Source organism: Paenibacillus sp. 1-18 (genome assembly GCF_000520755.1).
GTDB lineage: Bacteria > Bacillota > Bacilli > Paenibacillales > Paenibacillaceae > Paenibacillus > Paenibacillus brasilensis.
The window spans coordinates 1-25,098 of record NZ_ASSB01000194.1 but is presented as its reverse complement, the minus strand read 5'-3'; the positions used below and the strand labels follow the sequence as shown (position 1 = coordinate 25,098).

Sequence of the window (25,098 nt, the reverse complement as noted above, 5' to 3'; positions counted from 1 at the left end):
GCCGATGCGCGAGCTGAACAGCATTCGCCGCCAGGCTTGTTTATTGAGTTATTGTGTCCAGTTAGCTTTATACAAATATTTTATCAACGCACATAGATCCCAAGCCCCAATGATTATAATTATAGCCCCTTGGATGTTGTATAAGGAGTTTGAGCGTTTAATCCAGACATTAAGCTTCTCAGTCTTAGCGAAGGTGCTAACTATTTCTAATAATAAGGCCAATACTTTTATAACTTCATCTTTTCCAGATTCAGCAACATCACCGGTAAAAACATAAAGGATTGACGCCCTAAAAAGGAATAGGTACATCACTGCCTTAAATAAATAAGAATATTATAGACACTATGTGCAATCGTTGGAGCCCATATCGAAGAAGTTTTTTTAAATATAAATCCAAGAATGTAACCTACGAGAAATATGGTCACATAGTTAAGAAGTGAATATCCTGAAATAATACCTATTGGAAAGTGTATCCCCATAAAAAGTATAGCTTGTATAAAGTTATATCCCTTTACCCGATGGTCTCTTAGTTTACTCATAACGAATCCCCGGAACACCACTTCCTCAGAAAACGCCGCTAACGGTGTAATGATCCATCTGATTCCTATGTCAAAACTAAAACCTTTAAAGATGGCAAGTTCAATTACTACCAATACGAGTCCGATAATTCCGCCTGTAAATACTCCCTTGATAACATTGTGTTTTAATTTCAAGTAGCTAGTGATTTGTTGCATCCTTAAATGATCGATACATACGAAATAAATGATCACCAACCCGATCCAAAAAATCAGCTTTATCAAAACGGATATCAAATAAAGCCCCAAATCAGATATTTGAGGATGAAATGTTAGCTCCTTAATTGCCCAGCCCATGTAAAAAAACAATATAAAGAGAATAAGTTTTCTTTTAGTCATTTTTTTGTTTCCTTTATTAAATTTCAGCTGATAGTTTAATATTACCATAAATTGTTCTGTAACTCTAATATCTGTAGTGATTTTGGATGGGCGTTTATTGGGGATAAATAGAACAATGTTTCCTTTTAAAATCCGCAGCGTTACAGCAACAGAAGTATTTTAAGATACAAGTGTGAAAAGCTTCTGAATAATACAGGGGCTTATTTTACATCTTGAGGAGGTGATGAAACCCGTGGCAAAGATAAAATCCGCATTAGATATACAAATGGATCTAACAAGGCCAGTTGAAGAATTGACTGAAGTTATTTCTGCTGTAATTGCTTCACTGCCGCATAAGCGTAAGGAGATCCTTGGCGGCTTGGATATAGCGGTGGGAAATGCATTAGCAGAGATACAGGCCCAAGAAGAAAAGGAATAGAAAGTAGACGATGATAGCTCAGGAAAAATTTCCTGAACGGAGAGACGGGGGAAGCAAGGTGGATAAGTGGGAGGTTTTTAAGTTCAGTACTGCTTTAGGAAGCAGCGCTGTGACGTATTTTTACGGTGGGTGGTCGGGAGTATTGGAGGTGTTGCTTGCACTGGTCATATTTGATTATGTGACCGGATTATTTGCCGCTGGTGCAGAAGGAAAGAAGGGTACCGGACCCGGTTTAAAAAGCAAAATTGGTCTTATCGGTATCGCTCGAAAGGTATTTATTTTCGCAATGGTTGCTGTATCCCATCTGATTGATGGAGTCTTAGGCGATTCGCACCTCTTTCGGGATGCGGTCGCCTATTTTTATATGGCAAATGAGCTGCTTTCGATTCTTGAGAATGGAGGCAGGCTTGGAGCGCCAATACCACCAGTGATCCGGCAAGCGGTTGAGGTTCTGAAAAGTAAAAGCGGAAGTCAGGAAGGGGATAAGGAAGATGCAAGCAAGGAAAAAAGGTAATGCTCAAGGAATTGACGTATCCCGATACCAAGGAAAGATTGACTGGAAAGCGGTCAAGGCGGACGGTATCTCGTTCGCTTTTATTAAAGCGAGTCAGGGTAAGTCATACCGCGACAAAACGTTCATCGGTAATGCACAGGCTGCACGAGCTGTCGGAGTCCTGGTCGGGGCCTATCACTATGTAGACGACTCTGCCATAACGCCAGAAGATGCCCGAAAGGAAGCTGCAAACTTTGTGAGCGCCATTGATTCAGCCGGAGGCATTGCTGCTTTTGATCTGCCGCCTGTGATGGATTATGAATCCAATAAGTCTAGCCTGAGCAAATCAGCACTTACAGCCGTAGCCAAGACGTTTTTACAGGAGGTTGAACGACTTACGGGTGTACGACCTATCGTGTACACATATCCGTCATTTATCGGCAATTTTACTGGTTTGTCAGATTATCCGTTATGGATTGCCCGATACAGCGCTACACAAGTTCCGTCCGGCGCGTCCGGATGGTCACACTGGGACTTTTGGCAGTATAGCGATGGTTCCGCTGGCGGCACATTGCCGTCCGGCACGCGTAAGGTGGCTGGTATCGCCGGACCTGTCGACCTGAATGAATTTGACGGTACGGTAAATGATCTTCGGACGCGGTTTAGCAAGAAGCCTTCCGTACCTAAAGAAGAGGCTGCGATTGCTAAGGATGGATCATTCCAGATTAACGGAGAGAATGCGGGTAAGGTGCCGTTGTTCGACGGCAAGGCCTACGTTCCACTGCGTATGTTGGCGAATGCTCTTGGTATCCCTTTACGTTGGGATAATGCTAAAAAGGTCGCATACCTGAATAATCGCAAATTGCAATCAGTTAAATTGGTTGAGGGAACTGCTTATGTACAATTGAGGCCCATTGCTGAATCTTACGGAGCCGAGATTTCATGGGATGCTAAAAATAAAATTGCTGGTCTTAAAATGAAAGGAGATAAGTAATCATGCAAACAATTATCAAAACTGTACAACCTTACGTAAATACCATCGTCACAGCCGCTGCGGGTGTGCTTACAGCGTTTGTTTTAGGAGGTCTGAACAAACTAAAACTAAGGTTAACGTGTGGCTAGAAGCGCGTACCACGGCGGCACAGAGGGAAGTAATCCATAAAATTGCTGGGGAGGGCTTTGCTTTTGCTCAAACAGCATTTAAAGAAGCTGGGGGAGAACGTAAGCTTCAGGAGGCTTTGCAGTATGCTTCACTTACTCTTTCCAGTCAAGGTATCGTAGTATCCCAAGTAGAGCTAAGATCCACGATTGAGAAGGCATATCTGGAGTATAAGGCTAAGACAAAGACTGTAGCTATCACTGAAACACAGCCATCAGAGGATGTAGCGCAGGCAGCCGCTAAAGAAGCTGTATCGGGTCTGGCTGCAAAGTTGAATGATTTCTTAGCGCAGGCAACGGCTGAAGTAGAACCTGTTGTTCCTGCTCAGGTGCAATCTGAACCTGGACCTATTTCAGCGCCGATAGAAGCTGTTCAAACGCCTGTAACTACGGAGTAAGGTAAAGCAAATACCCTACCGCTTTTGCTGGTAGGGTAGCTTTTTTAATAATATATATCGTCTTCTGTTGTATCATACGACTTTTTGAAATTAATTTTTTTCTTTTTTATATATATTATTATTGCTAAAAAGGACAAGGGAATTGGAACATAGGTTCCATAGACATTTATAAGTTCTTTAGAGAAAGGTGTAAAAGACAACACTATAAAAGAAACTACACAAAATAATAAATAGAATAATAATAGGCCTACTAATAAATTTATAAGTTGAAATATGTTAACTAAAAGGCCCTCTTTGTTTAGGTACCAACCAAGAAATGAAAAAAGAGAGCCGAACAGGGCAGCGAGTGACAATCTTATAATGTAACTTAGCCATACTACATCAGTATACGAACTGAAATAAATACCTAAAGCTCCTCCAACAACAGCACCAAAAATTCCAACTATTGTAGTAAGTGATAAACCGTTCATGTTTGCAGTTCCTCTCTCGAATAATCAATCTTCTTTATATCCAAAGATTACAATGTTTTTGATATAGTCTATCAGGCCTAGGGAATTTTTTCTATATATATTTACAATATAGTCCAATTAAATTACACTGATAACAACACATACGGAAGCACCGTTGTGCAATCCGAAAGCATCGGTGACACCCTACTGGCTAAGCTGGTGGGGTGTTTTTGTTTACCTAGAAGTCTATTCCCTAAACATTGCCTCGCATAACCTGTGTAGTAACAAGGGAGGCGTTACGTGTGAGGGGAACTGAAAGAGGTTGCGGAAGTACTGACGGGAAAGTTTGGACATCAATAGTTGCTGTCTTGACATTGTTCATTTTGTTGGTAATCATCTTGGAATTAATTTTTTTATAAAGATCCTTAGGCTACCACCGTCATTTTTGCGAATTGCCGTTTAGCCCTGTCAATTTTTTTAATGACACATACTGTATACCGTATCTAAAAAAAAAGGAGGAGTTCATGTGAGTGAATGTGGACATGAGCATAAGGCCAAACATTTTTGTCCTTTCACATCGACGGGGGCAATTTTGGTACTCTTTATTCTGTTGGTTATAATCACTAAAGCATGCTGGATTTAATTTTGTGAAAAAAAGCTGTTGGATCACACATTTCTTTCACTTCGTCCAGTATAAGTCTGATATTGCCTCCTAAATATCTGTTAACACTCTATTGGTTTCGACTGATAGGGTGTTTTTTTGTTTCGTTTATGCCAAAGTCTAAAAGCAAACATTAGTTGCATAGTATATTGACAGATGGTTAATTTTAGTGAAAAATGAAGTATGTTTTTAAAAATTATGGAATATTTATGCGAAGGGTGGCTATGGCATGAAGCATACACCTACGATTCGGGCAGAATTAGACAGATACTTAAAACAAGAAGGTTTGAGTCTAATACAGTTTGGGCATATTGCAGGCATGAATAGGGGGATAGTAAGTGCTATTGTGACGGGGAATAAGACTATGTCTGTTAACCAGCTTGACCTAATCACTAAGGCTATGGGGTTACCGGAAGGCCACTTTTATGATTTGTTTATAGAAAACTACATCATCGACCATCCTCCGAATATGAGGCGAATCGAGCCATTTTTGTTTCGCTGTGCGGAGTTGGATAAGTTTGATTCGATTCGTCGAGTGGTGGGGGCCATCATGGACAATCTACTCTATTCGCCCAAACTATTTGACATTACAGAGGAATTATTGGCACAGGGGCGACATGCGGCTGCATTGCTACTCTATGAGGGGGTAGCTGAAGCGGAGAAATATCAACACTCTGAGCGTTTGGCAGTCTGTCAATATCGTATATTTACGATTCAAGTTGGAGACGATCAAAGCCGTAATCTTAGTGCAGCTACGATTTTTGAAGTTTTTGTTGAGCGCCTTGATGAAATAGACCAACTTGACGCATTGAAGGATTTGGCTAATGTGTACAGGTCTTTGCGTAAATGGGACAAGGTTGACGAAATGGCGAAGAAAATGAGAGCTAAAGCCGAAATCCAATATACACTGAAACATCAACAGAACAGTCGAGAACACACTGAATCTACTGATAAGCTAAGCCGTCCATTGTTTGTATACATTTCCTATGCTGACCTGTTGTGTGCAAGCGTCTGTGAAGCCCAAGGCGATTATCAACAAGCTCTAGACTATACATACACCTACGCTAATTTAGATTGGGTAATGGAGACTGGCGAAGATACCCGGCACTGGATTAGTTTGTTCAAAAGTTGGGCAGAAGGTAATACTTACGTATATAAACTTTTATCAGGAGATATAAATGTGCTGCATGATTATGTTGAATATATTGTAGCCACGTCAGCGACTAACGAAAACGAGAAGATATCAAAACTGCTCAATGTTATAATTGCCGCAAACCAATATAGCATAGATGTAGACGATATACTCAAACGATTTGAATCGGAGATTAATTCGTTTTCTGAACAGCCTCTATCCGATGATATGTATACACAGCAAGTGATACCGGACTATATTGCGTGGTTTGGTTACGAGTTAGCTTATTATTATTTACATCGAGGCTCCTACAATGATGGTTTTAAACATTTGATGTATTCAACGGTAAGTTATCATACACTAAATAATGAGACTTATTTCATTAATTGTATGGGGCTATTATCACATTTTCGGGATCATGCTGTTCCTGAAACCAAAGCTGGTTTTTTAAATCTTATTGAAAAGGTGTGGATGACTAATGTTGAAAAAAACGGTACTGCTGATTATCGCGTTTAGCTTTTTGTTATTTATTATAACTGTGCCGGATCAAGCCTTAAACCACCATAGTATCCAGCCTCAGGTTACCATTGGAGGAGCTTAAACATCAGTCCCAAAAATCCCCGCTAACCTTAATGAAGTGCACCGCTTAGAATAAACATTGGAATAAACCCCTGGTTTATCCGATGAAATCTAAGGGGTGCATTTTTTATGCCAGCGAAAAAGGGAACAAAGTTTTAACGAGTATACGTTTGAAACCAAGGTAGAGGCCATACGACTCCATATTGAAGAAGGTTGGACGTATCGTAGACTCATGGAGAAGTTTGGGATCGCAGATCGACATCGATTAAAGAATGGATGCGCAAATACAAGCAACTCGGTGAATTCGGGTTAATGGATCAGTGAGGACGGCGTAAGGAGTATATCGACCAGGATAGGTATGTACAGAAGCTGAGACGGGAAAATGACATGCTAAAAAAGTGTTTGGAAATCTGGATACAGGAGATGAAGCACACAAATATATAACCATTGAGAAAGCTGCGAAAGACTATCCCATTAGCAAACTGTGTACGCTTTTCAAAGTCTCCAGAAGTGGATATTACGCCTTCTTAAAGCGTAGAGGAGCAGATCGAGATCGGGACGCGAAAGCACTTGTAAAGAAAGTGTATGAGCAGTATAACGGAGTCTACGGCTATCGCCAAATTCAACTATTTTTGCAGCACGATCATGGAGTCTGGATGAACCTAAAAAGGTACTCCGACTCATGCAGGTCTTGGGAATCCGCTCACAAATTCGCCGGAAACATCGCTGCAACTATGCTTCCTCTACGAAAGGTCGTGTGGCGAAAAATCTGCTAAAACAGGATTTCAAGGCGGACAAACCTAATCAAAAATGGGTCACAGATATCACGCAATACCGTGTGGGGGATTGCTGGCTATATCTGTCTGCGATTAAAGACTTGTTCAATAACGAAATTATCGCGTACCAGATGAGCCATAGAAATGATAACGAACTGGTTTTACAGACGTTTCGACAAGCCTTTAAACAGCAAAAAGACGTGACTGGCCTCATCGTTTACAGCGACCAGGGATTCCAGTACACGTCCCATGCGTACCATGACATGCTGCCAAAGGTTGGCGCCCGAATCAGCATGTCTCGCCGAGGCAATTGTTATGACAATGCCTCGATGGAGAGCTTCTTCTCGCATCTCAAAACGGAAGGGCTCTACCCATATGATATCCGAAATATGGACGAGGCACAAAGGAGAATAGAAGAATATATTCGATTTTACAACCAATGTCGACCACAACGAAAGTTAAATAAGCTGCCTCCGAAAGAGTATCGGAAGCAGCTTATAGCCTAGGGTCTTTTTTCAGTGTCTATAAAATGGGGTCTTGATCATATAGTCGCAAGGTATTTTTTGTGTTTTTAATTAAAATGACTGGCAGTTGATATAACTCAAGGTAATTGTCCAGTGCCTCTGTACTTACCATATTTAGCATCCCATTTGTATGTTGCAAGTGCTGAATCCCATCCACCTACAACTGGGCGGTAATTCTTCCAAAATTCTAAAATCTCACCATTTGGCTCTATACGAACTTCTAAATCACCCATAATAGATAGTTTTGGTTTCAATGTTCCATTTTCCAGTTTGTAGACATATAATTTCGTATTTGACGGATAATAATTATAAGTCACGGCTACATGTTTTTCATTTTTAGCGGGTGAAAATATTTGAATATTAGGTTCTTCAAAATCATCATCTGAATATATTTCATCCTGTATAAATACAATTATCCCTTTTGAGTTTATTAAATAAAGTTTTCCCGATTTTGTTAGAATAAAACTTTCGGTTTTCTTATCGGAATTGATATCTTCTGTTTTAATTAAAGCGATTTTTTCATTAGGGTACCTTTGATTAAACTGGGCCTTAGGATCGGAAGAAGCAAAAGCCCAGTTTGAAGATAATAGAAAAAAGGTAATGAAAATTAATTGGGAAATAACGGTTCTCATAGTGATCTCCTCAATTTTAGATTGTTAGTTGATCAGATTCTTTCTTCGACAGGAAATTATGTTTTATAGTAGTCTATCAGACCTAGGAAGGTTTTTCTATCTGAAATCTCTTGAACGGAACATTTGTTCGAATTATAATTTGTACATAACATTTCAGGAAGCGGATTCAGTTGGTAAAGAAGTTTGAGGGGAACGGAATATTCGAGAGTTCGCGGATCATCATTCCAGAGCACAAGGAAGCAAGCGCTTATAGAGTCCTACAACACACGTCAACATGTAACACTGGTGGTTTTTAGCCTGTTCGATGACGAAGAACTCACAGGTGTAATCACGTCTATAAATACTGCTCGCAGGGAAGTAAAACTGTTTCGTGGCGAGGATGATTTTAGTTGGATCAAGTTGGAGGATATCATTTCAGCAATTATCTAGCAAAAAATCTAAGGGGAGTAAATATTCTACTGACGTTATTCAACAAACAAGAAATGTTTTCAACCGCTTTACCTACGACAGTTCAGTCGAAGTCTTTCTAGGAGCATTTGGTACAAGACTACTACGGAGAAGCTCACTTTTATAGAAAAATCCTTATGAGTTACAACGACATCGCGCTGCCAAGGTAACTTTTTCTTCGCTAGCGAAGAAAGGCATCTTTAGGTTATTGAAACAATTCTATAGGTTCCTGCTTGTCGTGGCTGGAAAATTTACAAAAGAGGCAGGGGGGGCCCTGCCTTCGGCGTTTTATCACTCTACGTCTGAGAAAAGCGGAGTGGACAAATAACGCTCACCTGTATCAGGTAATATGACCACGATCGTCTTGCCTTTATTTTCTGGAAGCTTCGCAATTTGTGTTGCTGCATAAACCGCAGCCCCAGAAGAAATACCAACAAGCAGCCCTTCTGTTTTGGCAAGCAGGCGTGCAGTTTCAAACGCATCTTCGTTTTTAACTTTGAAAACCTCATCCACATATTCTTCATTAAAGTTATTTGGAATGAAACCAGCACCGAGTCCTTGTAGTTGATGTGGACCTGGAGTACCGCCAGACAGCACTGGTGAATCGAACGGCTCGACGGCTATCACTTTTACAGAAGGTTTTCGTTCCTTCAATGCTTGGCCAACGCCCGAAATAGTTCCACCTGTACCTACGCCCGCGATAAAAATATCTACACCGCCGTCCGTATCATGCCAGATTTCCACAGCTGTAGTCTTGCGATGAATTTCTGGATTGGCAGGATTGCTGAACTGCTGTGGTATGAAAGAGTTTGGTGTTTCGGCAGCCAAGAGCTCAGCACGCTTGATAGCGCCTCTCATTCCCTCGGATCCCGGTGTTAACACAAGCTCAGCACCGAACGCAGTCAAAAGCTTACGACGTTCGATACTAAACGTTTCAGGAAGTGTAATTATAAGTTTATATCCAAGAGCCGCAGCTGCAAATGCAAGTCCGATTCCAGTATTGCCACTTGTCGGCTCGATAATAACGGAGTCTTTATTGATTAAGCCTTTCTCCTCAGCATCTTTAATCATAGCATATCCAATGCGATCCTTAACGCTACCAGCCGGATTTAAATATTCCAACTTTGCTACCACGTTTGCCTCAATATTTTGGATTTGGCTGTAGTTCAACAGTGCTAACAAAGGAGTATTTCCAATTAATTCTGTCAATTTTTGGTGAATCTTAGTCAAAATTATCCCTCCAAACAATTATTTCATATCTATTTACTATGACATTGATATTATCACGAATTTTTCTTCATAACCATGTCTTGTTAAAACATAGTGTGGAGCGGGAACGGATGGAGACAGTCTAAGCGATAATGATTTTGTATTTAGTAGATGCAAAAAGAGCAGTAAGGAATTAATCCTTCTGCTCTTTTTATTGGGGACAGACTGTAGTATTTTGAGTAGAATACAGTTTAAATGAGAACATATACTAACACATAAAAGTCTTGAATATACTGGATTTTGGAACTGTATGCCACTACAGTATATTAAAAACTCATGTCTTAAAATCCTGCGGTAGGTGACTACCGTACCGGTTCGATCCCGGTCCTCGGCATCACAATGAAAACCTTGAGAAATCAAGGTTTTTTTAATTTTATTATACTTGTATGAAACATTTGAGTCCTGCACAAAAAACCTCTTTACAGGTTCTGACTAAATCAGATTCCTGTAAAGGAGGTTTTTTCGTTCTCACATTGTTTGCTCAAAACTATGCAGATACATTATGAACGAGTACATCGAGCGAATTTGTAACAGAGCGCCGAAACGTTTCTATTGCATAAGATGGTATAATCATAAATACAACCGTCGATGTGTTGTCGCTTCCTCGGAAATACCACAGATGTCTGCCCACAATGAACAGGGTCGAGCATTTGAACGGAGGAATTTTACACACAAAATTGGATTTGGCCGTTGGGAAGGTGGTTCAGAGAAGCTGGTATGAGTCTGACGACATATCATATGGAACAGTTAAGAGTCCATTTTATGAATTTCATTAACTATGTATATTTTGTGATGGATAAGAAAACAAGAGACATAGCTATTGTTGACCCATCATGGGATTTATGGAAGGTAGAATCTTGTATTCAGCAATTAAATGGTAATCTGAAAGCCATACTATTAACCCACTCACACTTTGATCATATTAATTTGGTGAATTCGCTGATAGACAAATATAACCCGCAAGTATTCATGTCAATAAAAGAAATTGATTTTTATCATTTTAGATGTAGAAATTTATATTCAATTCAAGACGAGGACTCTATCAAGCTTGGAGAAACAGACATCATAAGTCTTTTGACTCCCGGACATACCTTGGGAAGTGTATGCTATCTTTTATCAGATCACTTATTTACGGGGGATACAATATTCATTGAAGGTTGTGGCTATTGTGATCCGAATGGAGGAGATCCTGAAGAGTTATATCATAGCATTCAAAAAATAAAGCGAGAGATTGATGGCTCCATTCGAATTTATCCTGCTCATTCATTTGGTAAAGCGCCTGGGTTCTCACTTAATTATCTCATGAATGAAAATATTTATTTTCAATTTACGAGTAAGGAACCATTTATTAAATTCAGAATGCGCCCGAACCAAAAACGTCTATTCGATTTTAAATGAGCTTGTAAAGTGGCGCAGTTTTAATTGATGAGTGAAATCGTGAAATTAAAGAAGATAGCCCTATATTTTAAAAACATTCAGGCACAAGGCATCAAGGATAAAAGGGCTACTTAGCAAACGCTGAAACTATGAAGCTGTAAAGAAATAATGACTTTTCAATTGAGACTTTCAAAAAAATTGTGAAATCTAATAATGTCCAATTACTAGTAATTGACAACAGACTGAACAGAGGATTATAATGAAAAAACATTATTCCAATTATATGTTTTAATGAAAAATAAAGGAACTTATCTGTGGTTAATCGCTGGCGGGTCACGTTAACCATCAATAAGGGATATATCGTGAGAGATGGTAGCTTATCAGATAGGATAAGTGAAAGGGCGAAGCTATGTATATTGCCAGCAGACTTTATAGGAGATGATTTGGCAGTACGGTTTATAGGAGATGAGTTAAGTGAATTGGTACGTGTTTTTTGTGCGAACGGGTAGGGAAGAGAAGGTCAAACAGCTTATTAATGAGTGGCTGGATTCTGAAGTTTACAAACCATTTATACCACTCCAAGAGAGGCTCTTTAAAGTAGCAGGAACAGTAAAAAAAGAATTAGCTCCTTTGTTCCCAAGCTATGTATTTATCGAGTCGAATTTACCTGACTTGCAATTCCTGACAAGTACGAATTCAATGATTTACACTTCTAGTGATATCATTCGTTTATTGAGGTACTCGAAGTCAAAAGCTGCGATGAGAGATTGCGAGAGACAGGTGTTAGAGAGCTTATACAATGATAGCTATTGTATAGAATCATCCACTGGAATGATTGAAGGAGACAATATACGTATCATAAGTGGACCTCTTCAAGGAAGGAGCAGTATCGTTAAGAAGATAGACAGACATAAAAGGCAAGCAGTCATTCAGTTGGAATTTATGGGTGATATTAGGCTGGTGAATGTGGCTTTGGAAATTATCAGCAAGGTTTAAAATGGAGGAGTCGTGGGGAAATCAGTCTCCATGAGGAAGCTTTCAGAACCCTTAAGGGATTTGAAGGCCTTTTTTGATTTGGACTTCATAAGGGAGATATGTACATGGCCTCGTATGTGGAGCAACTCATGTTGAAGCGAGAAGATGCCGTGATGAAGGCTGCTGTCAGTTTTGTGTATGCGGATTATAATGCGGGCTCTCCCCTCGACCGGAATGTTTTTCATCTGGATGAGTGTAGTTACTTCGAGAGTCTGGAATTCCATCGGCGGAAATCCAACTTTCTGCTTGGCAGGCTAAGTGCAAAACAAGCAGCTTCGGTGCTGTTAAGCGAGCCTGACCTGCGCAACGTAAGCGTGAAGACAGGTGTTTTCGGCCAGCCCGTGCTGCGAGTCACTGGTGTTCCCAGCTACCAGGTGAGCATCACCCACTGCGACTCGATCGGGGCAGCAGTTGTTTTTCCGGAAGTGCATCCCATGGGCATTGATATTGAGAGAATTGATCCTAAGCGAAATAAGACAATCGAAAGCCAGTTGACGACGGGAGAAAAGGAAAGAATCTCTGCCGCGCGGGGAGTAGAGGAGTACTCCGTTTTATTGACGGTTTTTTGGACGGTAAAGGAGGCGCTTTCGAAAATATTGCGTACAGGTTTTACAACCTCGTTGCATGTACTTGAAATGAATGAGACCTTATTTGTGAATGAATACTTCCGAAGTACATTTTCACATTTTCCACAGTATGCTGCCCAGTCTTACCGGTTGGGTGACTATATCTGCACAATTGCAGCACCGAGGAGGACGGAATGGAGTATGAATACTTCTCAGTTGTATGACAAATTTAATTCGGTTTTTCATCCAATCTGTCTGCAGGTCGAAACATTTACAGAGGACATCTTTTGAAAGTTAATCATAGCCCAGCTTGATATCTATTTCTTGCAATGGAAATAGGAGGGGCTTGAATGCTTACTGAATATCAGGTTCGTTGAGTCTCAACCAATCTATTTTTTAGGAGGATACAAATATGCATAAGGAAGAAGTATTTGATATCGTTAAACGTTGTATTAGTGAAGTGCTTCCAGAATTGCAAGATCACATGTTCCAGTATGAAGATCGATTGGTGGATCTGGGTGCAGATTCGGTAGACCGGGCCGAAATTGTTAACAAGACGATGGAAGCATTATCTCTGAATATTCCGCGCGTCGAATTGTCTGGCGTCAAAAATATAGGAGAATTGACAGATGCGCTCTATGCAAAATTGTGAACAGCCTGAGCTAGTCGTAACGGGGATTGGCGTTTCTTCTGCGATTGGCCAGGGGAAGGCTGCCTTTTCCTCGGCGTTGTTCAAAGGGCAGCATGCTTTTGGCGTCATGCAGCGTCCCGGTAGGAGGGGAGAAGCTTCATTTATAGGTGCGGAACTTTCATCTCTGTCTTATCCGGAGACATTGTCCAAGCGGATGTTACGTACAGCATCATTTTCAGGGCAGGTGGCTATGGTTACCCTTCAAGAAGCCTGGGATGATGCCAAATTGGATAACGTCGACCCGAGCCGCATTGGATTGGTGGTTGGAGGCTCCAATTTTCAGCAACGGGAATTATTTCAGACCTATGAGACCTATCGGGAAAAAATGTGCTTTGTGCCGCCGACCTATGGGGTTTCCTTTATGGATACTGATTTGTGCGGACTATGTACCGAGCAGTTCGGTATTCAAGGGTTCGCATATACCGTTGGAGGCTCATCCGCGAGCGGGCAAGTCGCGATTATTCAAGCGATTGAGGCGGTTCAAGCGGGTCGTGTCGATGTTTGTATTGCAATGGGAGCATTGATGGATATTTCGTATATGGAATGCCAGGCGTTGCGATCCTTGGGAGCCATGGGAAGCGATCGATATGCCGATGAACCTGCAATGGCGTGTCGACCCTTTGATAAGATGCGAGACGGGTTCATATATGGGGAATCTTGCGGGGTTGTAGTCATAGAGCGGTCCGATTCTGCGGTGAGGCGTCAGGAGAAACCTTATGCCAAGCTTGCAGGATGGGATATGGGAATGGATCGCAACCGGAATCCCAATCCCTCCTGCGAAGGTGAGGTCCGAGTGATTAGAAGAACTTTGGAGAAAGCGAAGCTGCTACCAGAAGAGATTGATTATATTAATCCCCATGGGACAGGCTCGATTGTTGGAGACGAGATAGAGATAAAGGCATTACGTGATTGTAAATTGTCACATGCCTACATCAATGCAACCAAATCCATTATCGGTCATGGCTTGAGCGCGGCAGGGACTGTTGAAATGATTGCTACTTTATTGCAAATGAGGGATTCGAGGCTTCACCCAACCCGTAATTTGCAGGAGCCTATCGGAGTGGACTGCAACTGGGTGAAGAATGAGTCCATTCCAGCAGTTATTCACAATACCATGAATCTGAGTATGGGGTTCGGCGGAATCAATACGGCCATTTGTATGCAAAAATGTGAGTCGGGTATTTAAGAGAGGGGGACGATTATGGTTGTCGTGGGAATTGAGGCAATGAACGTTTTTGGTGGCTCGGCCTATCTGGATGTTATGCAATTAGCCCAACACAGGCAATTGGATCCTGCAAGATTTGAAAATTTATTAATGAAGGAAAAGGCAGTTGCCCTGCCTTATGAAGATCCGGTTACCTTCGGAGTTAATGCGGCAAAGCCGCTGGTGGACGCTCTTTCAGAGGCGGAAAAAAATCGAATTGAAATGCTTATCACCTGTACGGAATCAGGTATTGATTTTGGAAAGTCAATCAGTACATATATTCACCACTATTTGGGATTGAATCGGAATTGCAGATTATTCGAGCTTAAGCAAGCCTGCTATTCGGGTACAGCCGGATTCCAAATGGCGGTGAATTTTATTCTTTCCCAGGTCTCGCCAGGAGCAAAAGCGCTAGTCATTGCTACTGATATTTCACGATTCATTGCTGCTGAGGGAGGGGATGTCTTGAGTGAGGATTGGTCTTATGCTGAGCCAAGTGGAGGCGCAGGGGCCGTGGCAATGCTCATTAGTGAAAACCCTTATGTATTTCAAGTCGATGCCGGCGCTAATGGATATTACGGCTATGAGGTGATGGATACTTGCCGACCAGTTCCAGACAGTGAGGCTGGGGATGCAGATTTGTCTTTAATGTCCTATCTGGACTGTTGCGAGCAAGCATTTTTGGAATATCAAAAACGGGTGAAGGGTGTAAATTATAAAGATACCTTTCAGTATCTTGCCTTTCATACCCCATTTGGCGGAATGGTAAAAGGAGCGCATCGCACGATGATGCGAAGAACGACTCAAGCCAAACCTAATGAGATTGAGACAGATTATTTACAACGTGTAAAGCCTGGGTTGGCGTATTGCCAACGAGTCGGGAATATTATGGGAGCGACTTTGTACCTGTCTTTGGCAGGTACGATTGATCAGGGCACATTCGATTCTCCAAAGCGAATAGGCTGTTTTTCCTATGGGTCAGGCTGCTGCTCGGAATTTTATAGCGGGGTTGTGATGCCGCAAAGTCAGGAACATCTGCGGCGTTTTGATATCGAGCGTAATTTGGATGACCGCTATCAATTATCTATGGAAGAATATGAATCCTTGCTGAAAGGCAGTGGCGCCGTACGTTTTGGAACCCGTAACGCGAAGCTGGATTTTCAATTGATTCCTGGGGTAATAGCTTCCGGGAAAGGGAGACAGCGGTTGTATCTGGAAGAAATCTATGAATTTCACCGTAAATACAGGTGGGAATCATGAATTATCAGACGATCCAGGTTCGGTTTCAAGAGTCGATTTGTTATATACGGTTTTACAGGCCGGAGGCAAATAATACGATTAATAATACCCTTATCGAGGAGTGCTTGCATGTGCTTGCGCTGTGTGAGAAGTCGGTTACGATCGTAGTTTTGGAAGGTTTGCCGGAGGTGTTCTGTTTTGGAGCGGATTTTGAGGGAATGCGTGAAAACATGGCAATCGGACAAGAAGATGAACAGAGTCCAGAGCCTTTGTATGATCTGTGGATAAAACTGGCAACGGGGCCCTATATCACGATTTCTCATGTGCGAGGAAAGGCAAACGCTGGTGGTGTCGGATTTATTGCTGCCAGTGATATTGTGATAGCCGATCAGACGGCACAGTTCAGCTTGTCGGAATTGCTGTTCGGACTTTTTCCTGCTTGCGTTCTGCCATTTTTAGTCCGTAGGATTGGATTCCAAAAAGCACATTATTTAACACTGATGACGCAACCGGTTTTGGTTCAACAGGCCCATGTATGGGGATTGGTTGATGCATATGATGCTCAGAGCGAGACAGTGCTGCGCAAGCATTTATTACGCCTTAGACGTTTGAGCAAGAAGGGAATTTTACGCTACAAGCGCTTTATGGATGAACTCAACGATTTGCGTCAGTGTAAACCACTGGCATTGGCGTCCAATCAAGAGGTGTTTTCAGACCCTCAAAATCTTAAGGGCATTTTTCGGTATGTCGAAACGGGACAATTCCCGTGGACCGACTGAGGGGCGCTTACCACAAGAAGGGGATGCAGGGGGGAAGAAAATCATAATGTCACAATCTGTGGTTGAGCTACTTGAAATCGAGCGAGGCATTATTCAAGTGAAAATGCAAGATAGAATTCATAAAAATACATTTACGCTTGAAATGACCCACGGACTAAGACAAGCGTTCAAGGCGATCGAGGACGATTCAACCTGCAAAGTTGTAATTCTAACAGGATACGACAACTACTTTGCCACGGGTGGGACGCAAGAGGGATTGTTGGCCATACATGAAGGAGTCTCAAGATTTACCGATGAAAATATCTACTCTCTTGCATTGGGCTGCAAGGTCCCAGTTATAGCTGCCATGCAGGGGCATGCGGTAGGCGGGGGCTTTGTCATGGGGCTATTTTCTGATTTCGTAGTCCTAAGCAGGGAAAGTGTATACACGACTAATTTTATGAAATACGGATTCACACCGGGAATGGGAGCGACGTACATTATTCCCAAAAAACTAGGGTTCAGCTTAGGAGAAGAATTATTGTTGAATGGGGGCAATTACCGAGGCGCAGAACTGGAGAAAAGGGGAGTTCCGTTCCCGACCCTGCCTCGCAAAGAAGTAATGAACTATGTAATGGACCTTGCCCGGCAGCTAGCCGAGAAACCCAGATTTTCTTTAATCACGTTAAAGGATCATTTGGTTGGTCCACTCCGGGAGCAGCTCCCCAAAATCGTAGAACAAGAGCTGATCATGCATGAGAAGACCTTTCATCAAGCGGAGGTTAAAGAACGAATTATCAACTTGTTTGGAAAATAACCGAATTTATATACATGAGCTATGCAAATCGCGGTCTTGCAAGCTGCCGCGCTTGTATATCTCAATCCATAGAGATTCCGTTGAACGCCTTTGCGGTTGTTCATGCGAACCTGGCAACGAGTGTGAAAGAGGCATATTGTCCTGCTTATCACTCGTTTTTTCTTTGACTTAATTTTATCAGGCCACTTCAGTTAATGCTTTCAGGTTTGAACAGCAGCTCAAAATGGACAGGGTGGTACGCCTTTAGCTCATGTATATATAAATTTTGTGTTTTGAGGAGTTGGTGGAGAATGACGCGAAAACATGACCAAAGATGGAATCTTGATATTCCGATCGCTTCTTTTATTGAAACTTGCCGGCAATTTCCTGAAAAAGAGTTATTCACTTTTGAGAAAGAAGGTCAGAGTCCCCGACTTCTTACGGGAAATACACTGCTGCATCAAGTACAGACTATGGGCAATGTCCTTTTGAAAGAATTGAATGCGCAGGAGCGGGTGCTTCTTGTATTTCCACAGGGCCTGGAATATATCAGCAGCATGCTGGCATGTTTTTATACAAATATCGTGGCCATACCTACACCGATTACAGATTCGGAGCCGGATGAAAAAATCATTGAGAAGATGATGCCTATTTACAAGGATTCCCAGTCCGTGTGTATCATAACAAATACGGACTTCAAAGCATTTTTCCAAACACGACCGGAGTTTCGTTCGATCCGTATCCTGAATATTGATGAAATTTCTCAAGAGGACGCCGTTGATGTTGACATAAGGATGAGAATGCCAGCGCCGGAAGATGTTGCTCTTCTGATGTATACATCAGGCTCAACATCCTTACCAAAAGGTGTAATCGTCAGTCACAAATGCTTGATGAATCAGGCCAAGGCCGAGCAATGGAGAATTGACCGGAATAGCCGTGTTGTTTCCTGGATGCCGCAATTTCATGCATTTGGACTGCATAACAATATTTTAGTCCCGTTGCTGAACGGGGCATCGAGCGTTATTCTCCCGCCGGAAGGCTTCGCTAAAAATCCAGAACATTGGATTCAGATGATTGACAAGTATCAGGCTACCCATACGGCTGCGCCAAATTTTGCGTTCGATTACTGCTGCTCCACATTGGACATAGCTTCAATCAAGGAATATTCGCTTCACCATCTTCAAGCGATTATATGTGCAGGTGAGCCTATTCGTAAGGAAACTTACGAGAATTTCATCGATGCATTCCGGACTTTGGGGCTTCAAGAGGATATATTTTGTCCTCTCCTTGGCTTATCGGAGCTATGCCCTGTTGCCAGTATAAAGCCAGGACAGTCAATGAGGTTCCTTAATTTGGACATTCCTAGCCTGGAGCAAAGAAGAGTCCAATATACGGATGAGAAGAACAAATCGAAGTCCGTAGTCAGCTGCGGGGAGATCGAAGATCCGACACAAATACGGATTGTCCATCCTGAAAGTCATACACTATGCTCACCGGAGGAAATCGGAGAGATTTGGATTAAATCCGAACGGATGGCAGAGGGGTATTTAAACAGGAAGGAAGAAACAAGTAGCACTTTTGAGGCAGCCCTTTCCAATACAAAAGAGGGCGTTTTTTTTCGTACAGGCGATCTTGGTTTCATTGCGGACAATCATGTCTATGTCATCGGCAGAGAGAAGGAAGTCATCATCATTCACGGCAAAAATCATCATCCTGTCGACATTGAATGGACCATCAAAAAAAATATGCCGGAGTTGACCTTGCCCATCGCAGTATTTTCCTCTGAAATGAATGGCCAGGAAAAGGTAATCGTTATACAGGAAATCGAAACGCCTCTTCAAGAGCAGGAATATAAACGGCTGGTCGAAAGCATACTGAATGCCGTATCCGAGACGCATCAACTTGAGATCTACGATATCTTTTTGCTGCATAAGGGGAGTATCCCCAAGACAGGGAGCGGAAAAATCCAAAGAAAGATCTGCCGTAGTGCCTATATCAAGCAAGAGCTTCAAGCACTTTATCAATATCGGAGTGCATCCTCAACATCACGCTCGAATATCATAAATGCCGTTCCGCTGGTACAGTCGAAGATTCAGGAGTATATGGTGCAATTTTTGTGTCGGGAACTGAATCTTGAGCACGGGAAAATGGATTTGAATAAAAATCTTCACGGCTATGGCATCGATTCCATTCTTATCATGAAGCTTATACGCGGCCTTGAGAAGTCCTATCCGATCAAGGTTAAAGCAAGAGAAATTTTAGAGAACCCCACGATTCAACTATTATCGGCTTATTTAGCCCAAAAGGTTGAGGCAGATAAATCCGTTGTAGAGGTCAAGACTGAGACAATCCCGCACAGCTTCCGAAGGAATCCGCTTTCCGAAGTTCAGAAAGGGTTGTGGCTATTACATAAAATCTCTCCTGAAATGAATGCCTACAATGTACCGATATGTCTCCGGTTTAATACGAAAATTGAGATAGAGAGTGTTCAACAGGCTTTTTATATCGTTTTAGAACAGCACCCCATTCTAAAAAGTGTGATTGAAGAGGAAAATGGGAACCCTTATCAAAACTTTCAGCCCACGCAGCCGCTTCATGTGTATGTAGAGGATATTTCAACCTTGGAAGAGGAAGAAATAATTCCCTTCATTAGGAATAAGGCAAAGCAGCCATTCGTACTGGAACAGGACCCTTTGATGCGTGTTTATCTCATGTCCAGATCCGAACAGGAGCATTTTATACTGGTTGTCATCCACCATATTATTTTTGATGGAAGCTCTTTCGTCATTTTTATTCAAAGCTTTTTGGATGCATATAAGGATTTGGTACAGGGAAAAAGACCGGCAGTGTTACCACCCGCAGAAAGCTATAGCGATTTTGTTGAATGGGAGCAAACGATGTTAGCAAGTGCTGAAGGGGAGAAGTATCGTTCCTATTGGAAGCAACAGCTTTCAGGTGCTTTACCAACCCTTGAGCTTCCGTATGACCGCTCTGGTTTTCTAGTTCCAAGCGTGGAAGCACAAACCTACACCAAGCGGCTTCCGCTTGAATGGGTCAGACGGGTAAAATCTTTTGCCCAAGCACAATATACGAGCTTGTCTACAGTCTTGTTAAGTATGTATATGGTATTGCTTAACCAGTATTCGGAGCAGGAAGATATCATTGTTGGAATGCCAGTCATGGTGCGCCCGGAGCAGCGTTTTGATCAGTTAATCGGTTATTTTGTCAATATGCTTCCGATCCGGAGCCGGATGTCGGCAACAGAGACATTCCTGGATTTCATGAAAAAATTGCAGACGACAGTAGCTGATGGAATGGACCATGCCTCGTATCCTTTTCCGGCACTGGTCCGAGAATTGAATGTGCCGCGTACGCAGACGAGCTCGCCTGTTTTTCAAGCGACCTTTTCTTATCAAAATTTCCTTCAAACTTCAAGCTTTCAGCAGCTTTGCAAGTCGTATAAAAATATCTTTTTCGTCGAATGGGTTGAAGACATTCACCAGGAGGGTGAATATGAGCTGGTATTGGAACTGCAGGAGCAGGAAGAGGAAATGGTACTCAATATCAAATACCGCTCCAATTTGTTCGATGATACAACCATCGTGCAGATGGCAGAGCGTTACATCGGATTAGCGGAAGCGATTATGAACCATCCCACTTGGGCCTTGGAGGAGCATTCATTACTTTTACAAGAGGAAAAGGACATCATCCTCCATGACTGGAATGCGACTGAAGCAAGTTATCCCGACAAATGCCTACCTGAATTATTTGCAAAGCAGGCAAGAAAAACGCCTGAAGCTATTGCAGTCGTATATGAGGGCGAATCGCTTACCTATCGGGAACTAAAAGAAAAGAGCACTTTGCTGGCCCTATATTTGCAGAAACATGGTGTAACCCCCGACACGCTTGTAGGGATTTGCATGGAACGATCTATCGATATGGTGATTGGGCTGCTGGGAATCCTTATGGCGGGTGGAGCCTACGTGCCGCTCGACCCGGACTATCCGGAAGACCGATTGGAGTATATGCTTCAGGATTCCAATGCTTCACTTGTCATTACGCAATCAGGATTGTTGGAGAAAGTGTCCCGCCTGGCAGGGAGTAATGTTAGCTGCATTGTCCTTGATAAAGATTGGGATCATCTGAAAAGTGATGTGAAGGCCAGAAAGACACTCAAACGGGAAGTACAGCCTCACCATTTGGCATATGTGATATATACCTCTGGAAGTACGGGGAAACCCAAGGGGGTTATGATCCCGCATAAAGCGTTGACCAACTTTCTGATCTCCATGGGAGAGAAGCCCGGCTTAACAGAGCAGGACAAACTACTTGCAGTCACAACGTATTGCTTTGATATTGCGGGGCTGGAATTATATCTGCCTTTGATTAAAGGTGCCGAATGCTATATTTGCAGCTCTAAAAACACAAAGGATGCCGAAAGACTTAAGCAGGAAATTCAAAGAATACAACCGACAATCATGCAAGCGACTCCTGTTACTTGGACCATGCTTTTTCAAGCCGGGTGGAAAAACGAAGAGAACATGAAAGTTCTCTGCGGTGGGGAAGCACTTTCGGAAACGTTGAAATCTTATTTTGTTCATAACAACTGTGATGCATGGAATATGTTCGGTCCGACGGAAACGACCATTTGGTCCACAATGCAAACGATTGCCGCAGACAAGCCTGTTACGATCGGTAAGCCTATCGCAAACACCCAGATTTACATTTTGGACAAACGCCTCAGACCTGTGCCTGTAGGGCTCCCGGGCGAGCTTTTCATTTCCGGCAGCGGCTTGGCCAGAGGCTATTGGAACCAGCCGGTGCTTACGGCTGAAAAGTTCATAGACAACCCATTCAATCCAGGAACAAAGCTCTACAGAACCGGAGATTTATGCAGGTGGCTTTCGGACGGCTCTATTGAGTATGTGAGGCGAATGGATTATCAAGTGAAAATCCGCGGGTTTCGGATTGAGCTGAGTGAAGTGGAAAGTCAGGTCAGAGCATATCCGGGAATGAATGAATGTGTGGTGGTTGCCAAGGAACAGGGGGGGCACAAGCAGCTTGTTGCCTACTGTTTACTAAACAATTCCGAGGCTGGAAAGTCCCGCTTTGACCCGAAAGAAGTACGAGATTATTTAAAAGCGTTTTTGCCCTATTATATGATACCGGCATTTTTTATCGAACTAGACAAGCTGCCTTTGACTCCAAATGGGAAAATAGATCGGAAAGAATTAATGAATCGCAGAATCGGATTGGCGACAACAGCAAGGAAAATCCATTTACCACAATCGGATGTTGAACATAAGGTTCTAACCATATGGAAAAAGCTTCTGGATGTTGACGATCTAAGTACGGATGATGCTTTCTTTGACGTAGGCGGAAATTCTTTTTCGGCAGCAGAGATGATTGGAACGATCAACGAAATGCTGGGTTGCGATATTTCGGTGACCGCACTGTTCAAGTATCCGACAGTTAAGGAGCTCAGTGCTTACATTACAGAAGCAAAAAGCGAGGAGGTTGCTTTTGCATCGGAAGAACCAGATACACCAGAACAATCAGACACAGATGAAAATACAGCCTTGCCGGAAATGGATTCGGGCGAAGATGACCGCAAGCCACCATACCCGGATTATTTTGAGGATAGTATCGCAATTATAGGAATTTCATGCTATTTTCCGGGGGCCAAAAACCATGCTGAGTTTTGGAGCAATTTGCGGGCAGGGGTTGAGAGTGTCCGCTTCTTTTCCGAGGAAGAACTGGCTGGATTAGGGCTGGAAAAGGAAATCGTCGGGAATCCAGGCTATGTTGCCGGACGAAGCGCGATTGAGGGGAAAGAGTTTTTTGACCCTGAGTTTTTCAACTTTTCACAGAAAAATGCAGAGTTTATGGATCCTCAGATGAAATTGCTGTTACAGCATTCATGGAAAGCTGTTGAGGATGCTGGCTATGTTTCCAAAGAAATTCCTGACACCAGTGTGTTTATGTCGGCAAGCAGCAGCTTCTATCAAGCATATATTCCCAATTTGGCATCGCAATCGCCTAATGTCCTGAAGAACGCGGATGAATATGTAACCTGGATTTTAGCACAGGGTGGGACAATTCCTACCATGATCTCTCATAAATTGGGATTTAAAGGTCCGAGTCTGTTTGTGCATTCGAACTGTTCTTCCTCATTAGTGGGGTTGCGTCTAGCTTCGCAAAGCCTGCTATCCGGCGAAGCAAAATACGCTTTGGTCGGAGCCTCAACGATCTTTCCATTTACCAGTGTAGGCTATGTGCATCAACCCGGCTTGAATTTTTCCAGTGATGGACATGTTAAAGCTTTTGATGCGTCGGCCGATGGAATGATTGGCGGAGAAGGGGTTGGGGTTGTTCTACTGAAGAAAGCGCCGGATGCGGTTAGAGACGGTGACCATATTTATGCGCTTTTACGGGGAGTAGGTGTGAACAACGATGGGGCCGACAAATTAGGGTTTTATGCTCCAAGTGTCAAAGGTCAGGCTGAGGTTATTCAGAAGACGTTAGAATCAACCCGAATTCATCCCGAATCCATCAGTTATATCGAGACGCATGGAACCGGAACAAAACTGGGGGACCCTGTTGAATTTGCTGCCTTAAACGAGACATACAGGCAGTATACAACCCAAAAACAATTTTGCGGTATTGGGTCGGTCAAAACCAATATCGGGCATCTGGATACCGCAGCAGGTTTGGCGGGGTGCATTAAAGTTGCTTTAAGCTTATACCATAACGAGATTCCGCCTACGATTAATTACGAAAAACCGAATTCCGAACTCAATTTGCCCGATTCACCCTTTTATGTTGTTGATAGCCTCCAAAAATGGGAGCACGCGTCGACTCCTCACCGGGCGGCGCTAAGCTCCTTTGGAATAGGCGGAACTAACGCTCATGCTATTTTCGAGCAATTCGTATCCAATGCTGAATCAGAGCGCTTGAATTCCAGCTTTGTGAACGATGCTGCTGTCTATCTGATTCCATTATCTGCAAGAAATCATCATCGGCTAGAAGCGTATGCGCAAGAACTTTCAGCTTTCTTGGCAGCTTGTCAAGAAGTCAATTTGTCGGATGTATCCTTTACACTGCAAGCAGGACGAATGGCAATGAGAAATCGAGTAGCCTTTATCGTCAAAAATACAAGCGAGCTGGTGCAAAAACTGGAATTGTTCGCGAATGGACAAGAACATATCGAGAATTGCTGGCGGGGAGAAAACAATCAGTTAAAAGATTCAGTGCAATTATTTGAACAGGAAGAAATTTTTAAGGAATTAGTGAGCAAGTGGATTTCAACTCGTGAAATGAACAAGCTGGCAGAGTTGTGGGCCAAAGGCTTCCATATAGATTGGCGATTATTATATGACGATATCAAACCGAAAAGGGCAAGTCTCCCTACGTATCCTTTTGCTCAGGAGCGCTGTTGGGCTCCGGAGATTGAGGCCGGAGCAGCCAGAGCAAAAACAGCAAGAGCCGAAGCAGCGGAAGCGCCTGCGGTTGCCGTTAGCCGTACACTGCTATTTGAGCCTGCCTGGAGAGAGCAGGATGTACCGCTGGAAGCCGAAGCCCT

At 42.7% G+C, this 25,098-nt stretch carries 22 protein-coding genes; 18 read left to right on the top strand and 4 right to left on the bottom strand.

Translation table 11 applies throughout. From position 1 onward, the window contains the following. Nucleotides 1-277, top strand: a 277-nt coding sequence (locus tag L693_RS31385) for a hypothetical protein (RefSeq protein ID WP_231503627.1), incomplete at its 5' end; no start/stop codon positions are given. A gap of 31 nt (nucleotides 278-308) precedes the next feature. Here the strand turns inward: L693_RS31385 and L693_RS0111560 are convergent. Further along, nucleotides 309-914, bottom strand: coding sequence for a CPBP family intramembrane glutamic endopeptidase (locus tag L693_RS0111560; protein WP_025717373.1), 606 nt, complete (start codon nucleotides 912-914; stop codon nucleotides 309-311). Nucleotides 915-1,137: 223 nt separating this feature from the next. On the opposite strand from L693_RS0111560, the gene L693_RS0111555 reads away from it, so the two are divergent. The 4 genes from L693_RS0111555 to L693_RS0111540 all read left to right on the top strand — a co-directional run bounded on the left by L693_RS0111555 (nucleotide 1,138) and on the right by L693_RS0111540 (nucleotide 3,381). Further along, a complete protein-coding gene (locus L693_RS0111555; RefSeq protein ID WP_231503626.1) occupies nucleotides 1,138-1,332 on the top strand; it encodes a hypothetical protein in 195 nt (64 codons plus the stop codon). Nucleotides 1,333-1,342: 10 nt separating this feature from the next. Further along, complete coding sequence (locus tag L693_RS0111550) at nucleotides 1,343-1,846, top strand: phage holin family protein (protein WP_025717372.1); 504 nt, start codon at nucleotides 1,343-1,345, stop codon at nucleotides 1,844-1,846. Further along, the gene (locus tag L693_RS0111545) at nucleotides 1,824-2,819 is read left to right on the top strand and encodes a GH25 family lysozyme (protein ID WP_025717371.1); all 996 of its coding nucleotides are present in this window, start codon (nucleotides 1,824-1,826) and stop codon (nucleotides 2,817-2,819) included. Before L693_RS0111550 ends, L693_RS0111545 begins: the two co-directional genes overlap by 23 nt. A gap of 118 nt (nucleotides 2,820-2,937) precedes the next feature. Next, nucleotides 2,938-3,381 carry a phage holin, LLH family gene (locus L693_RS0111540; RefSeq protein ID WP_231503625.1) on the top strand — a complete coding sequence of 148 codons (444 nt, stop codon included), beginning with the start codon at nucleotides 2,938-2,940 and terminating at the stop codon, nucleotides 3,379-3,381. A 44-nt stretch (nucleotides 3,382-3,425) separates the two neighbouring features. On the opposite strand, the gene L693_RS0111535 is transcribed toward L693_RS0111540, so the two are convergent. Further along, nucleotides 3,426-3,851, bottom strand: coding sequence for a hypothetical protein (locus tag L693_RS0111535; protein ID WP_025717370.1), 426 nt, complete (start codon nucleotides 3,849-3,851; stop codon nucleotides 3,426-3,428). 869 nt (nucleotides 3,852-4,720) lie between these two features. Here L693_RS0111535 and L693_RS0111530 point away from each other — a divergent pair. From L693_RS0111530 to L693_RS0111525, 3 genes are all read left to right on the top strand, one after another. Then, nucleotides 4,721-6,139, top strand: coding sequence for a helix-turn-helix transcriptional regulator (locus L693_RS0111530; RefSeq protein ID WP_025717369.1), 1,419 nt, complete (start codon nucleotides 4,721-4,723; stop codon nucleotides 6,137-6,139). A gap of 461 nt (nucleotides 6,140-6,600) precedes the next feature. Beyond that, nucleotides 6,601-6,978 (top strand): IS3 family transposase, encoded by a 378-nt coding sequence (locus L693_RS32430; protein ID WP_155983812.1) that lies wholly within the window; start codon nucleotides 6,601-6,603, stop codon nucleotides 6,976-6,978. Then, the gene (locus L693_RS0111525) at nucleotides 6,885-7,484 is read left to right on the top strand and encodes an IS3 family transposase (RefSeq protein WP_155983811.1); all 600 of its coding nucleotides are present in this window, start codon (nucleotides 6,885-6,887) and stop codon (nucleotides 7,482-7,484) included. Before L693_RS32430 ends, L693_RS0111525 begins: the two co-directional genes overlap by 94 nt. 95 nt (nucleotides 7,485-7,579) lie before the next feature. On the opposite strand, the gene L693_RS0111520 is transcribed toward L693_RS0111525, so the two are convergent. Next, nucleotides 7,580-8,134, bottom strand: a complete 555-nt coding sequence (locus L693_RS0111520) for a hypothetical protein (protein ID WP_025717368.1) — start codon at nucleotides 8,132-8,134, stop codon at nucleotides 7,580-7,582. 285 nt (nucleotides 8,135-8,419) lie between these two features. Here L693_RS0111520 and L693_RS32425 point away from each other — a divergent pair, with 285 nt between their 5' ends. Continuing rightward, nucleotides 8,420-8,563: a hypothetical protein gene (locus tag L693_RS32425; protein ID WP_442950175.1), complete on the top strand. Its 144-nt coding sequence runs from the start codon at nucleotides 8,420-8,422 to the stop codon at nucleotides 8,561-8,563. Nucleotides 8,564-8,872: 309 nt separating this feature from the next. Here the strand turns inward: L693_RS32425 and cysK are convergent, their stop codons facing one another. Then, nucleotides 8,873-9,811 carry a cysteine synthase A gene (gene cysK / locus L693_RS0111510; RefSeq protein ID WP_025717367.1) on the bottom strand — a complete coding sequence of 313 codons (939 nt, stop codon included), beginning with the start codon at nucleotides 9,809-9,811 and terminating at the stop codon, nucleotides 8,873-8,875. 801 nt (nucleotides 9,812-10,612) lie between these two features. Here cysK and L693_RS0111505 point away from each other — a divergent pair. From L693_RS0111505 to L693_RS0111460, 9 genes are all read left to right on the top strand, one after another. Further along, complete coding sequence (locus tag L693_RS0111505; RefSeq protein ID WP_081752135.1) at nucleotides 10,613-11,248, top strand: MBL fold metallo-hydrolase; 636 nt, start codon at nucleotides 10,613-10,615, stop codon at nucleotides 11,246-11,248. A 453-nt stretch (nucleotides 11,249-11,701) separates the two neighbouring features. Beyond that, complete coding sequence (loaP, locus tag L693_RS0111500) at nucleotides 11,702-12,223, top strand: antiterminator LoaP (protein WP_025717365.1); 522 nt, start codon at nucleotides 11,702-11,704, stop codon at nucleotides 12,221-12,223. 104 nt (nucleotides 12,224-12,327) lie between these two features. Then, the gene (locus tag L693_RS0111495) at nucleotides 12,328-13,119 is read left to right on the top strand and encodes a 4'-phosphopantetheinyl transferase family protein (protein WP_025717364.1); all 792 of its coding nucleotides are present in this window, start codon (nucleotides 12,328-12,330) and stop codon (nucleotides 13,117-13,119) included. A gap of 121 nt (nucleotides 13,120-13,240) precedes the next feature. Next, nucleotides 13,241-13,480, top strand: a complete 240-nt coding sequence (locus L693_RS0111490) for an acyl carrier protein (protein WP_025717363.1) — start codon at nucleotides 13,241-13,243, stop codon at nucleotides 13,478-13,480. Continuing rightward, a complete protein-coding gene (locus L693_RS0111485; RefSeq protein WP_025717362.1) occupies nucleotides 13,467-14,705 on the top strand; it encodes a beta-ketoacyl synthase N-terminal-like domain-containing protein in 1,239 nt (412 codons plus the stop codon). Before L693_RS0111490 ends, L693_RS0111485 begins: the two co-directional genes overlap by 14 nt. 15 nt (nucleotides 14,706-14,720) lie before the next feature. Further along, entirely contained in the window at nucleotides 14,721-15,983 is a 1,263-nt protein-coding gene (locus L693_RS0111480; protein WP_025717361.1) for a hydroxymethylglutaryl-CoA synthase family protein, read from the top strand. Beyond that, nucleotides 15,980-16,741 (top strand): enoyl-CoA hydratase/isomerase, encoded by a 762-nt coding sequence (locus L693_RS0111475; RefSeq protein WP_025717360.1) that lies wholly within the window; start codon nucleotides 15,980-15,982, stop codon nucleotides 16,739-16,741. Before L693_RS0111480 ends, L693_RS0111475 begins: the two co-directional genes overlap by 4 nt. Before the next feature lie 46 nt (nucleotides 16,742-16,787). Continuing rightward, nucleotides 16,788-17,537 (top strand): polyketide synthase, encoded by a 750-nt coding sequence (locus L693_RS0111470; RefSeq protein WP_025717359.1) that lies wholly within the window; start codon nucleotides 16,788-16,790, stop codon nucleotides 17,535-17,537. 290 nt (nucleotides 17,538-17,827) lie between these two features. Further along, on the top strand, nucleotides 17,828-25,098 hold a 7,271-nt coding region (locus tag L693_RS0111460; RefSeq protein WP_025717358.1), incomplete at its 3' end, for a non-ribosomal peptide synthetase.

Coding starts and splice junctions, on each gene's coding strand:
- L693_RS0111525 (WP_155983811.1), top strand. CDS start 6,885: ATGCAGGTCTTGGGAATCCGCTCACAAATTCGCCGGAAACATCGCTGC.
- L693_RS0111530 (WP_025717369.1), top strand. CDS start 4,721: ATGAAGCATACACCTACGATTCGGGCAGAATTAGACAGATACTTAAAA.
- L693_RS0111480 (WP_025717361.1), top strand. CDS start 14,721: ATGGTTGTCGTGGGAATTGAGGCAATGAACGTTTTTGGTGGCTCGGCC.
- L693_RS0111490 (WP_025717363.1), top strand. CDS start 13,241: ATGCATAAGGAAGAAGTATTTGATATCGTTAAACGTTGTATTAGTGAA.
- L693_RS0111550 (WP_025717372.1), top strand. CDS start 1,343: ATGATAGCTCAGGAAAAATTTCCTGAACGGAGAGACGGGGGAAGCAAG.
- L693_RS0111555 (WP_231503626.1), top strand. CDS start 1,138: ATGAAACCCGTGGCAAAGATAAAATCCGCATTAGATATACAAATGGAT.
- L693_RS0111475 (WP_025717360.1), top strand. CDS start 15,980: ATGAATTATCAGACGATCCAGGTTCGGTTTCAAGAGTCGATTTGTTAT.
- L693_RS0111520 (WP_025717368.1), bottom strand. CDS start 8,134: ATGAGAACCGTTATTTCCCAATTAATTTTCATTACCTTTTTTCTATTA.
- L693_RS0111535 (WP_025717370.1), bottom strand. CDS start 3,851: ATGAACGGTTTATCACTTACTACAATAGTTGGAATTTTTGGTGCTGTT.
- L693_RS0111505 (WP_081752135.1), top strand. CDS start 10,613: ATGAATTTCATTAACTATGTATATTTTGTGATGGATAAGAAAACAAGA.
- L693_RS0111545 (WP_025717371.1), top strand. CDS start 1,824: ATGCAAGCAAGGAAAAAAGGTAATGCTCAAGGAATTGACGTATCCCGA.
- L693_RS0111485 (WP_025717362.1), top strand. CDS start 13,467: ATGCAAAATTGTGAACAGCCTGAGCTAGTCGTAACGGGGATTGGCGTT.
- L693_RS0111495 (WP_025717364.1), top strand. CDS start 12,328: ATGGCCTCGTATGTGGAGCAACTCATGTTGAAGCGAGAAGATGCCGTG.
- L693_RS0111470 (WP_025717359.1), top strand. CDS start 16,788: ATGTCACAATCTGTGGTTGAGCTACTTGAAATCGAGCGAGGCATTATT.
- L693_RS0111560 (WP_025717373.1), bottom strand. CDS start 914: ATGACTAAAAGAAAACTTATTCTCTTTATATTGTTTTTTTACATGGGC.